Origin of the sequence: Billgrantia kenyensis, from assembly GCF_013697085.1 — a bacterium.
GTDB classification, from domain to species: Bacteria; Pseudomonadota; Gammaproteobacteria; order Pseudomonadales; family Halomonadaceae; genus Halomonas; species Halomonas kenyensis.
Map to the genome: position 1 here is coordinate 18,075 of NZ_JACEFT010000020.1, position 12,174 is coordinate 30,248.

A 12,174-nucleotide genomic window follows, 5' to 3' on the forward strand; every position below is an offset into this window, starting at 1 on the left:
GCTGCCCCCTTGCGTTTGTCGGAGCGCGCTTCAGGATGACATATCAAGGCCACGCAGCGTACGGTAGCCCCCCCACAGCCGGGTAGCAGTGGTTATCAGGCAGGCCACGGCAAACAGTGTGGCCAGCACCGCGAAATGACCAGGCAGCAGGCAGAACAGCACGAAGGCCAGGATGGTCTCCGTCCCTTCGGTCAAACCGTGCAGGTAGTAGAAGGCTTTTTTCTGGAAACGCGGTCGCTCGAGGCCATAGCGGGTCGCCATGATGGCGAATGCCAGAAAGGAAGTGCCGGTACCGATGAAGGCGAACAGCAGGAAGGCCGCTGCCAACGCATTGGAGCCCGGGTCGGCCAGGGCAAACCCCAGCACTACCGCCGCATAGAAGACGAAGTCGAGGCCGATGTCGAGGAAACCGCCGGCATCGCTGGCTCTCCTACTGAGTCGGGCCAGGGCTCCGTCCACGCCGTCGCCCAGGCGGTTGATCAGGATCGCCATCAAAGCGGCCAGGTACCACTCCATGGCCAGCAGCGGCAGGGCCAGCATGCCGATGACGAACGCTGCCAGCGTGACCTGGTCGGGCTTGGCACCCCACGCCTGGAGCCGCCTGGCAATGAGCCTCAACGGCGCCTGGGTCAGAGGCATGGTCCAGCGATCAAGCATCTGTCCTAGTCCCCTCTGCCGTTGCGCTCCGGGCTGCCTGCTCCCCTCGGCGCCAGGCGAAGTAACGGGCCAGCCACGCCAGCAAGCGCTCGGGCTTGTGCGCATTCTTCCACACCCCCGCCGTGGCCTTGGTTGCCTCCGACCAGGTCGGATAGGGGTGGACCGTACCCAGCAACTTGTTGAGCCCGATTCCGTGGGTCATCGCCAGGGTGAACTCGGCCAACAGCTCGCCGGCGCCAGGCCCGACTACGCTAGCCCCGAGAATGCGATCCCGGCCCGGCACCGTCAGTACCTTGATGAAGCCCTCGGTGCGACCTTCGGCAATGGCTCGGTCCAGTTCGGCGAGGTCATAGCGCGTCACCTCGAAATCCACCCCTGTTGCCCTGGCTTCGCGCTCGTTGAGCCCTACCCGCGCTACCTCCGGCTCGGTGTAGGTCACCGCCGGTAGCGCACGATAGCTGACTCTAAAGCGCTTGAGTTCACCGAACAGCGCATTCACCGTTGCATGCCACGCCTGATGGGCGCTGGCATGGGTCAACTGGAACGGGCCGGTCACGTCGCCACAGGCCCAGACGTTGGGCAGCACGCTCTGCAGCGCCTCGTCCACCGACAAGGTGCCGTCTTCACGAGCTTCAATGCCCAGTTCCTCCAGTCCCATGCCGGATACGTTGGCCTGGCGCCCGACAGCCAACAGCAGCCGATCGAAAGGCAACCGCTGCGTTTTGAGCTCACCCGAGGCCAGGCGCTGTTCCACTTCCAGCGCATGACCTGTATCGCCACCTTCTCCCGGTACGATGCGTATGGCACGCGTATCCAACCACAGCCCCACCCCTTCCGCCTCGAACCGTTGGCGCAGCTGGCCGGCAGCGTCGATATCCTCGCGAGGCAGCAGCTGGGGCCCCATTTCGACCAGACTCACCCGACTGCCCAGGCGCGCGAAGCTCTGTCCCAGCTCGCAGCCGACAGGGCCGCCGCCGAGCACCACCAGCCGCTCCGGCAACGTCTCGAGCTGCCACAGATTGTCCGAGGTCAGCACCTCGATGCTCTCGATCCCGGGCAAGGGTGGCACTTTCGGCCGTGCCCCGCTGGCGATGATCACGTGCCGGGTGGTGAGCACCCGCTCGCCGTCGGCCCCGGTAACGCGTAAGTGCCATGGGTCGTCGAGTCGGGCCTCACCCGCCAGCACCTCGACGCCCAGCCCCTCATAGCGCTCACGGCTATCGTGGGGCTCGACCTGGCGTATGGCATCGTGCACGTGTGCCATCACCTCGCCGAAGTCGACCCGTGGCTCTGCGACATGAATGCCGTAACGCCCGGCACCACGGATCTCCTCGGCGAGGCGCGCCGCACGAATCAGCGCCTTGGACGGCACACAGCCGGTATTCAGGCAGTCGCCGCCCAGGCGGTCGCGCTCCACCAGCGCCACCCGGGCCTTGACGGCCGCGGCGATGTAGCTCGCTACCAGCCCAGCCGAGCCGCCGCCGACCACCGCAATGTCATAGTCGAAGCTGGCCGGCCTAGTGTAGCGACGCGCCAGACGTTGACGCTTGGCCACCGCCACCAGGCCACGAGCCAGCCAGGGAAACAGTCCGATCAGCACAAAAGAGCCGATCAGCCCCGGCGAGAGGATGGCGGAGAGAGATTCCAGGTTACCGAGCTCGCGCCCGGCATTCACGAACACCGCCGTGCCCGGCAGCATGCCCAGCTGACTGACCCAGTAGAAGGTCCACAGGCGCATGCGCGTCAGCCCCACCACCAGGTTGATGACGAAGAAGGGAAACAGCGGTATCAGCCGCAGGGTGAAGAGATAGAAGGCGCCTTCACGACGGATGCCGGCATTGATGCGCTCGAGCTGGGGGGCGAAGCGCTTCTCCAGCGGCGCGCGGGCCAGGGTGCGAGCGATCAGCGCCGCCAGGGTGGCGCCCAGGGTGCTGGCGAAGGAGATGATCACCAGGCCCCAGAAGAAGCCGAACAGCGCTCCGCCCAACAGCGTCAGCAGCGTCGCCCCGGGGAGCGACAGCGCGGCCATGACGACATAGAGCAGGAAGAAGCCTCCTACTACCTTGAGTGGCTCCTCGGCCAGCCAGGCCTGGAACCGGGCCTGCTCCGCCTGCAGGTTGGCCAGTGTCAGCGCCTGATCGGCGCCGCTCACGAAATAGGCTGCCACTAACGCGGCAATGATCCCGGCAAGAATCAGACGGCGACGCGTCACGACCACCCCCGAAGATATGAGATTAAACAGAGGTTATACGGAACTTGCGTCGTACGACAGCTTCCAACCTTACACGCCGCTGCGATTCGAGAGGTCGAGACATGACGATCAGGCAGAGCTGGCTATGCATCGGGCTGGTGGTACTGGCGCTCCCTCTTGGCAAGGCCGGGGCCAGCGAGGAAACCGACAGGGCAGTGTTCGGCGGCGGCTGCTTCTGGTGCGTGGAGGAGGCCTTCGACCAGGTGCCTGGCGTCGTGTCGACTACCTCCGGCTTCAGCGGCGGTCACGTCGAGAACCCCAGCTATCGGGAGGTAGTGGATGGCGGCACCGGCCACGCCGAGGTTGTGCTGGTGGAGTACGACCCCTCAGCGGTCGATTATGTCACCCTGCTGCACGTCTTCTGGCGCAATATCGACCCCTTTGCCGTCGACCGTCAATTTTGTGACGTGGGCGAGGCCTACCGCAGCGTCATCTTCCCCGCCAGTGACGAAGAGCGCGAACTGGCCGAAGCCAGCCGCGACGAGCTCGCGGAGCGCTTCGGGCGTGAGATCGCCACTGAAATCGCCCCCTTCGAGGTCTTCTACCCTGCCGAGGAGTACCATCAGGATTACTATCGCAAGAATCCGGTGCGCTACAACTTCTACAAGGCGGCCTGCGGACGCGAGCGCCGCCTGGAAGAAGTCTGGGGCGATGAAGCCGGTGGCTTAGCGAGCCAGGGATAGTCGATCGAAGGAGCGCTCTGTGCGCCACAGCCACAGCGCGATGACGAAGGTGGCACTCAGCAGCAGCCAGGAGCCGATCGCCACGCCTACCCAGCCCCCCCGCTGCCAGAACGGCTCCAGCCACAGGCTACCGGCGCTGGCGCCAAGATAGTAGAACACCAGGTAGAGCGCCGAGGCACTGCCGCGGGCGCGCTGCGCCTGACGACTGACCCAGCTCGACGCCATGGAGTGGGCCAGGAAGAAGCCCACTGCGTTAATGGTCAGACCGGCGATGATCCAGGCCAGGGAGTCGCTCAGAGTCACCCAGGTACCGCCCATCATGATCAGGATACCCAGCGTCATGCAGGCCGGCTGGCTGAGGTGCCGCGTCAGCCGACCGGACAGCGCCGAGCTGAAGGTTCCTCCCAGGTAGGTCAGGAAGATCATTCCCAGCCAGCGAGCGCTGAGGCCGAACGGCTCCTCGGCCAGACGGAAAGTGATATAGCTGTACTGGTTGATGAAGATGAGAAAGTTGACGCCCCCCAGCAGATACGCTGCCAGCAGCAGCGGGTGGCGCAGATGCCCACCCAGGTCGGCAAGCGCACCACGCAGTTCGAAACGACGTGGCTTGAACTGGCTCGGTGGGGGAAGCAACTTCCAGAACAGCGCCACACCGGCCAGTGTCACCAGGCCCACCGCCAGAAAACCGGCACTGGCACCCCCCAGCTCACCGATGCCCCCGCCGATCAGCCGCCCGCCGATTCCTCCCAGGGTATTGGCTCCGATGTAGAGTCCCACGGCCGCCATCAGCGCCGGACGATCGAATTCATCCCCCATCCAGGCAATCGCCACCGCCGGCAGCCCACCGAGAACGAAGCCTTGCACCAGGCGCAGCGCCAGCAGGGTCTCGAAGTTGGGTGCAAACGCCAGGCCCAGCGAGCAAAGCCCGGTCAACAGCAGGGTCACACGCATGATACCGCCCCGGCCGATGGCATCGGACAAGGGACCAAAGACCAGCAGGGCGCCAGCCAGCGCCAGGGTGGAAACCGACATGATCAGGCTGACAGCCAGGGTCGAGACACCATAGGCCTGACGCAGATCGGGCAATAGCGGCTGCGGCGCGTAGAGGTTGACGAACACCAGAATGGAGCCAAGGCAGAGCGCCAGTGTGGCGCGCCACCAGGCGCTTGAGCGTGCAGAAATCATTGACTGTTGCCTAGGTGGAAAAGCTTGGCAGCCATGATCCGTCATGGCGTATGATAAGCCAAACAGAATAAAAAGATCGCCTCCATCTCTTTTTCTTATTCGCTTTTTTCAACTCCAGGAGCTTCCATGGCCCTGCCCTTCGACCTGCGCGCCCTACGGGTCTTCGTCACGGTTGCCGACCGCGCCGGCTTCAGCGCTGCCGCCCGTGACCTCCACGTGGCGCAGTCAGCCGTCAGCCAGACCATCGCCAATCTGGAGCGACAGCTGGAGCTGACCCTGCTCCACCGGCACGAACGACGCATCTCCCTCACGCCAGAAGGGGGTGAGCTCTACGTCCATGCCCGCGAGCTGCTCGAGCGAGCCGAGAGCACCCATCTCGCCATGCGCGAGCTCCATGGACTGGTCAAGGGCGAGGTACGAATCGGCATCCCCTCGATGCTTGGCTCCTACTACTTCCCGCCGCTGCTCATGGGCTTCAAGGCTCAGCATCCCGGCATCCGACTCACCGTAGTGGAAGCCGGTGCCCGTCGCCTGCAGCGCATGATTGCCGCAGGAGAGCTCGATCTTGGCGTGGTGATCGATGACGAGCAGAGTCAGCCCATGGAGCGGCGCCATCTGACCAGGGAGGAAATGGTAGTCTGCGTGCCTCGCGAGCACGTGTTCGCCGAGCGCAACAGCGTGAGTGCCGAAGAGTTCTTCCAGGAGCCTCTGGTGCTGTTCCAGGACGGCTACTTTCACCGCGAATTCGTCGATGCCCTGTCGCGGCAAACCGGACTCACAGCCAATGTGGCGTTCCAGTCGAACCTGATACCGCTGACCAAGGCGATCGTCCGTCAAGGCTTCGGCATCACTACCTTTCTGCGCCGTGTCGTGGACGAGCCCGGCCTCGCTGCAGTCTCGTTCGACGAGCCGGCCTGGCTCGACCTGTCGCTGGCCTGGGCGAAGGACGCCTACCTGTCACGGGCGGAGAGTGCCTTCGTTGAGTACGTTATCGCTCACCGCGAGGTCTTGTAAAAAAGTCTGATAAGAGTGAAGCGCCAGCACGCTGACGCTTCCTGAGCGATAGGCAGAGAGAGCGAAGGTGCTTCTCAGCCCTCGCCCGGTTCGGTGACGCGCTGAGCCAGCGTGGTCGGCTCCAGGGTCCGGCGTGCCTGCCAGTAGTAGCGCTGCCAATAGCTGTTGTCGAGCTCGGAGAGCATCACGCCCTGAGACGTGGACGCATGCAGGAAGTAGCCATCGCCAACGTAGATGCCGACGTGGTCGTAGCGCCCCGGGGGGCGGAAGAAGACCAGGTCACCCACCTGGAGTTGGTCGCGTGAGACCTGCGTGCCCTCCTGCACTTGCCCGCTCGTGGAGCGCGGCAACTGCAGGCGGAAGGTTTCGCTGAACACGTTCTGCACCAGCGCGGAGCAGTCGATGCCGCTGCGCCCGGTGCCGCCAATGCGGTAGGGCGTGCCGGCCCACCGTTCGTGCTGTGCCAGCAGGGCCTGGCGAACCAGCTCGGGCGGGGGGTTGTGCAGGCTGCTGACCTGAAGAATGGGGTTGTCCACCGGGGACATCATGGGATTGAAGGAGGAAGGCATGCCAGGCAACTGGAGTGCAAAATAGTCTTCCGGCGTTTGCGAAGTGGTCGACGTTCCGGCACAGCCGGTGATCAGGGCCAGCGACACGCCTAGCACCGCGATACGACTCGATACCGTGGCAACCATCGTGCGATATCCTCATTCCTTGAGCTGCGCGCAAGCCCGGGTCGAGCAAATGCTCTACCTGGTAGACCCGAGAGGAACGTTGTGGGAGTGGTGCCTGGCACTGCTGCCCGTACCACTGCCAGAACGGCCTTGCGACGGCTCACGACTCATGGATCAAGCTCCCCAAAGGGGAGCATCAATAAACCTGCCGACTATAAACCACACTTCCTGACTAGAGCGAGCACTAATGTAGCGTTTTGACATCACCCGGTAACGTATCGATATGCATCGGTGCCCAGTGGCGCGGCCGAGCACCGGGGAAATCCAGGCTGGCCCAGGGTCCCGCCAACGGTGGCGAACCCGCCAGCCACGCCACCAGGGCCTGGCGAAAGCTGGCCAGGAAGGCGTCACGCTCGGGCGTCTCACCCATGAAGAAGGAGAACCCGGCATAGAGTCCCCTGGCGTAGGCCTCCCAACTGCCGTAATGCTCCTCCGCCAGGGCATATGCCCGCTCCAGCACGGCGCTGAAGGCGGCATCATCGAGCCAGCCCAACTGGCGGCCGGCGATGGCAAGGTCGACGGCCTGGGCGACGTCCCAGGCCGTCATGTCCAGCTCGTTGCAGCCGTCCGTATCGTCTCGCACCCGCTGCAACCGCAGCAGGTGATTGCGATCCTCCTCGCTGCAGTCGCCGGACTCCAGCATGGCGATCTCCGAGGCCAGTCGTTGGCCGTTCAGCGTATAGGGCGCATAGTTGATCTGGTACTCCTGGCGATCGCCAGCCTCGAGCAGGAAGTCGAGGAATTCGACCAGCTCGGCTTCGCCGTGCAGGCCATAGTGCCCGTCGACCCATTCTCTGATCGAAACTGCCTCGCGTTCGCTTTCTACATGCGGCTCGCTCCAGGCGGCGTTGTTGAGCGGCCCCACCAGCGCCATGGACGTGAAGCGCGACAGCGTCGGGCGAGGGCCGGGCTCGTGCCATTGTGAAGGTTGCCAGTCGAGCCAATGAAACGGGCTACCAGGATCGTCCAGGTGCCAGCGGATCTCATTGCCCAGCGGGGGCTGCTCCCCTTCGGGAAGCAACGCCTCCCACTGAGCCCAGGCTTCCAGCAGGCGTCGGGCATCGGCATAAAACCGGCACAGCGTGCCCCGCAGCGCCTCGGCCAGTCGGTTCAGCGCCTCCGGGTCGAATGCTTCGCTGTCCATGGCCATCTGCAGATAGAAAGCGTATTTCTCGGCCATATGGATCGTGGCTGCATGCCGGCTGCCCTTCCTCAGCGCTTCAAGCACGCTCCTGTCGTCGGCGTTTGCCCGACCGAACGGCGTATCCGCTGGCGGCAAGGCGCCGTGAGCTGCGTCGGCAGCAAGCTGGTTGAGATGATGCGCTTGGGCAGGCAACCAGTAGCGCGTCAACGCCTCCACGCCCTCATCGGGATGCAGCCCCAGCGTTTCATCGAGATAACGCAAGGCGTCGGCGCGTCTCTCCAGTGCCACCGGTGCAACCGCGCCCTGGCGCATGCCGAATTCCGGTTCGCGGACCGAGGCCAGTGCCAGCACCCAGTGTCGAGGCGACTTCCGCCATTTCATGATCGCGTGGCGCGACGCCTGCCTCTCCTCTTCGTCCAGCAGCTGCTGCAGCGGCATCCGCCAGGGGCTGACAGGAGAATCGAGCAGCAGCTCCCAGTCTCTCTTGATATCGCGCAGCCGATCACGGCCCTCGAACAGGCTGCAGCCCCGCTGATAAGCCCGTGCCACGGCTGACCAGTCACTGTAGCGACGCAGCACGAGGTCCGCCGCATGGGTGGCGAAATCCTGCGCCTCGTCGACTTGCAGCCACCCCACGCAGGCGCCGGCCCAGGCCAGATCAGCCAACCGCAGCCAATCCCAGGCCGCCCACTCCAGTGGCTCACCACAAGCGACGAAGCCGAGCAGCACCCTGCCGTAGTCTCGCTCGGTAGCAGCGAGCCCCTCCAGCCAGGCCTGCTGCTGTTCGCTATCGGCCGTCAACAGCCGGGTGGCATCGAGATCCCAACCTTGTCGATGGCCATAACCCGCCAGCCACAGCAGATTCTGAATGAGTCCGTCACGGTCTTGGATTTGCCAATAGCGCCACAGCCACGCCTTGGCATCGGGCCAATCCGCCTCGACAGGAGGCGCCTCGACCACCGGTGAGAAGGCCGCCCTGAGCCGCCAGGCGCAGGCATGCGGGTCGTTCGGCCAGAGCGCGACCCGGGCCTCCTTGCGCTGCCTGGCCACCCAGTCAATCAGGCTGTCCCAGGTGACGCCTTCTCCGTCTCGCTCGAGCGCTGCCAGCGCTTCGCAAGCCTCCCAGAAGTCATCGTCACCACGCACCCAGCCCTCGGCGCTCTTGGCATGCCGCAGCGCCTCGAGCCAGTGCTCGAGACTGGCATGGCGGCTGGAGATTTCGTCGGTCAGGCGCAGCAACCAGCTGCGCAGGCGAGATTCGCCGATCCAGTCGGCCGAGCTCGCCAGAGCAAGCAGCTCGAGAGCAGCCAGCAGGCGCGCCGGGTCGGATGTCCCGATGCCGAAGGCCTCGATCAGCCGCCAGCCCAGCTCACCACGATCGGTAACGCCAAGCGCCTGCAGCCTGGCCTGGGCCGCCCCGGCCTCGATCTTGTTGGGTTCGGGCTCGAAGGCCCAATCGCACAGGACCAGCTGCTGAGCCCACCAGGCGTTAAGCGGATCGACCAAGTCTCACCTCGACAATCTACGAGCGGAAGAGTGCGGCAAAGCCACATCTGGAAATCGGCGCCTAGTGTAGCCGAAAGCGCCGCGCGCGCCGATGGGCTTGAGGTGGAAAAACCCGCCTGGCGCTGGGTAGCCGTCTTGGCGATCCGTTTTAAATAATGCACACTACCGCAACAAGATAATCAACATTATGGAGCTACCATGTCCCTCCCCAGCGAGATTTTCACCGACAAGGCCTATATTGCCGGACAGTGGCGCCAAGGCGAGCGCCGTTTCAATGTCACCAATCCTGCCACCGACGAAGTGCTTGCCGAGGTGCCGGACCTCACCGCCGACGATGCTCGTGACGCCGTGGCAGCTGCCGAAGCGGCCTGGCCAGCCTGGCGGCGCCAGCCCGTCAAGCAGCGTGCCGCCCTGCTGCGCGCCTGGTTTGACGCCATCATGGCCAATCAGGAGTCACTGGCCCGACTGATGACACTGGAACAGGGTAAGCCGCTGGCGGAGTCCCGTGGCGAAGTCGCCTATGGCGCTTCGTTCGTGGAGTTCTATGCCGAGGAGGCCAAGCGCATGGCGGGTGAGACCCTACCCAGCCACGGCGTCGACAAGCGCATCCTGGTCTTTCGTGAGCCTATCGGCGTGGTAGCGGCGATCACCCCGTGGAACTTCCCGCTGGCGATGATCACTCGCAAGTGCGCTCCAGCCCTGGCCGCCGGCTGCCCGGTGGTGATCAAGCCGGCCGAAGCCACCCCGCTGACGGCCCTGGCCCTGGCCAAGCTGGCAGCGGAGGCCGGCTTCCCGGAAGGCGTACTCAATGTGGTCACGGCAAGCCGCCCTGCCGAGATTGGCGAAGTCCTGACTACCGACCCACGCGTACGCAAGGTCTCCTTCACCGGCTCGACGCCGGTCGGCAAGCGCCTGCTTACCCAGTGTGCCGGCACGGTCAAGAAGGTCTCCCTCGAGCTTGGCGGCAACGCTCCATTCATCGTCTTCGACGATGCCGACCTGGACGCCGCGGTAGAGGGGGCCGTGGCTTCGAAGTACCGCAACTCGGGACAGACCTGCGTATGCACCAACCGCCTGCTGGTACAAGCGGGCGTCTATGACGCCTTTGTCGAGAAACTCGCCGCCCGAGTCGCCCAGCTTCAGGTGGGCAACGGTCTCGAGGAGGGCGTGATGCAGGGGCCGTTGATCAACCAGGCGGCGGTGGAAAAGGTGACCTCGCACATCGATGACGCCCTGGCAAAGGGCGGGCGGCTGGTCTGTGGTGGCGAGCCCCATGCTCTCGGAGGAACCTTCTTCCAGCCCACGGTGATCGCCGACGTCAATGCCGAGATGCGCGTGGCCCGCGAGGAGACCTTTGGCCCACTGGCCCCGGTTTTCCGCTTCGACACGGACGCAGAAGCCATTGCCATGGCCAATGCCACCGAATTCGGCCTGGCTGCCTATTTCTACGCCAGTGACTATCGCCGTATCTGGCATGTCATGGAAGGCCTGGAATATGGCATGGTAGCAGTGAACGAGGGCATCCTCTCCACCGAGCTGGCGCCTTTCGGCGGCGTCAAGGAGTCGGGTCTGGGCCGCGAGGGCTCTCACCACGGCCTGGATGAATTCACTGAACTAAAATACGTCTGTGTCGGCGGCCTGTGATCGCCAGCAGCTTCTGTCCAAGGAGGTAGGCTAGATGAACAACGCACAGCTCAACGAACTCAAGCAACGCTACGTCGCCAACGGCGCCGCCAGCCCCGCCACCCAGTTCGTGGATCGCGCCGAAAACGCGCTGGTCTGGGACGCCGACGGCAATCGTATCATCGACTTCGCCGGCGGCATCGGCGTGCTCAACATCGGCCACCGCCATCCCAAGGTCGTGGAAGCCGTGAAGGCACAGCTCGACAAGGTGATGCACACCTGCCAGACCGTGATTCCCTACGAAGGCTACGTGAAGGTGGCCGAACGCTTGAGCCAGGTCACGCCAGTGCGCGGCCACGCCAAGGTGATGCTGGCCAACTCGGGCGCCGAGGCGCTGGAAAACGCGGTCAAGGTCGCCCGCGCCGCTACCGGCAAGAATAACGTCATCTGCTTCGATGGCGGCTACCACGGCCGAACCTTCATGACCATGGCGATGAACGGCAAGGTCGCTCCCTACGCCACCGACTTCGGCACCATGCCGGGCAACGTCTTCCGCGCCCCCTTCCCGGTGCCCTACCACGGCGTCAGCGAGGACGAAGCGCTGCGCGGCTTGAAGATGACACTCAAGACCGACGCCAACCCGCGTGACACCGCGGCGATCGTACTCGAGCCAGTGCTCGGCGAGGGCGGCTTCTACCCGGCGCCGCCTAGCTTCCTCAAGGCGATCCGCGAGATCTGCGACGAACACGGCATGTTGATGATCGTCGATGAAGTGCAGTCGGGCTTCGGCCGCACCGGCAAGATGTTTGCCATCGAGCATAGCGGCGTCGAGCCGGACATCATCACCATGGCCAAGAGCATGGCCGACGGCATGCCGATCTCCGCCGTGGTAGGCACCGACAGGGTGATGGATGCCTCGGGCGGCAACTCCCTGGGCGGGACCTACACCGGTAACCCGCTCTCCTGCGCTGCCACCCTGGCAGTACTCGACGTGTTCGAGGAAGAGCAGATTCTGGACAAGAGCCTGGCCCTGGGCGACAAGCTGGCCAAGCGCTTCGGCCAGTGGCAGAGCGACTTCGACTGCGTGGACAACCCCCGCAACATGGGTGCCATGGCGGCGATCGACCTGGTGACGGACAAGGCCAGGCACACGCCGGACGCCGACCTGGCTGCCGCGCTGTGCAAGAAGGCCCGCGAGAAGGGGCTCATCCTGCTCTCCTGCGGCCTCTACGGCAACACCATCCGCTTCCTGATGCCGGTCACCATTGAAGACGACGTGCTCCAGGAAGGCCTGGACATCGTCGAGGCCTCGCTCAAGGAGCTGGTCGGCAGCAAAGCCACCGCCTGATCGTGACCACGTAGCGAAACGCCCGCCGG

Annotated in this window: 9 protein-coding genes; 4 read left to right on the forward strand and 5 right to left on the reverse strand. The window is 64.5% G+C overall.

Annotation, left to right across the window (positions count from 1 at the left end; genetic code table 11):
* Positions 1 to 30 precede the first annotated feature (30 nt).
* Both H1D44_RS14660 and H1D44_RS14665 read right to left on the reverse strand, forming a co-directional pair.
* Positions 31 to 657, reverse strand: a complete 627-nt coding sequence (locus H1D44_RS14660; RefSeq protein ID WP_181515604.1) for a CDP-alcohol phosphatidyltransferase family protein — start codon at positions 655 to 657, stop codon at positions 31 to 33.
* A complete protein-coding gene (locus H1D44_RS14665; protein ID WP_181515605.1) occupies positions 650 to 2,869 on the reverse strand; it encodes an FAD-dependent oxidoreductase in 2,220 nt (739 codons plus the stop codon). Before H1D44_RS14665 ends, H1D44_RS14660 begins: the two co-directional genes overlap by 8 nt.
* Before the next feature lie 101 nt (positions 2,870 to 2,970).
* On the opposite strand from H1D44_RS14665, the gene msrA reads away from it, so the two are divergent.
* The gene (gene msrA / locus H1D44_RS14670; protein WP_181515606.1) at positions 2,971 to 3,591 is read left to right on the forward strand and encodes a peptide-methionine (S)-S-oxide reductase MsrA; all 621 of its coding nucleotides are present in this window, start codon (positions 2,971 to 2,973) and stop codon (positions 3,589 to 3,591) included.
* Here msrA and H1D44_RS14675 read toward each other — a convergent pair.
* A complete protein-coding gene (locus tag H1D44_RS14675; RefSeq protein ID WP_181515607.1) occupies positions 3,574 to 4,776 on the reverse strand; it encodes an MFS transporter in 1,203 nt (400 codons plus the stop codon). The two genes, msrA and H1D44_RS14675, sit on opposite strands and share 18 nt — an antisense overlap.
* A gap of 126 nt (positions 4,777 to 4,902) precedes the next feature.
* On the opposite strand from H1D44_RS14675, the gene H1D44_RS14680 reads away from it, so the two are divergent.
* Positions 4,903 to 5,790 carry a LysR family transcriptional regulator gene (locus H1D44_RS14680; RefSeq protein WP_181515608.1) on the forward strand — a complete coding sequence of 296 codons (888 nt, stop codon included), beginning with the start codon at positions 4,903 to 4,905 and terminating at the stop codon, positions 5,788 to 5,790.
* A gap of 74 nt (positions 5,791 to 5,864) precedes the next feature.
* On the opposite strand, the gene H1D44_RS14685 is transcribed toward H1D44_RS14680, so the two are convergent.
* On the reverse strand, positions 5,865 to 6,485 hold the full coding sequence (locus H1D44_RS14685; protein ID WP_181515609.1) for a C40 family peptidase: 621 nt from the start codon (positions 6,483 to 6,485) through the stop codon (positions 5,865 to 5,867).
* A gap of 223 nt (positions 6,486 to 6,708) precedes the next feature.
* The gene (locus H1D44_RS14690; protein ID WP_181515610.1) at positions 6,709 to 9,174 is read right to left on the reverse strand and encodes a DUF1266 domain-containing protein; all 2,466 of its coding nucleotides are present in this window, start codon (positions 9,172 to 9,174) and stop codon (positions 6,709 to 6,711) included.
* 198 nt (positions 9,175 to 9,372) lie between these two features.
* On the opposite strand from H1D44_RS14690, the gene H1D44_RS14695 reads away from it, so the two are divergent.
* Together H1D44_RS14695 and gabT are read left to right on the forward strand one after the other, a co-directional pair.
* A complete protein-coding gene (locus tag H1D44_RS14695; RefSeq protein WP_181515611.1) occupies positions 9,373 to 10,818 on the forward strand; it encodes an NAD-dependent succinate-semialdehyde dehydrogenase in 1,446 nt (481 codons plus the stop codon).
* 34 nt (positions 10,819 to 10,852) lie between these two features.
* Positions 10,853 to 12,145 carry a 4-aminobutyrate--2-oxoglutarate transaminase gene (gabT, locus tag H1D44_RS14700; protein ID WP_181515612.1) on the forward strand — a complete coding sequence of 431 codons (1,293 nt, stop codon included), beginning with the start codon at positions 10,853 to 10,855 and terminating at the stop codon, positions 12,143 to 12,145.
* Positions 12,146 to 12,174: the final 29 nt, after the last annotated feature.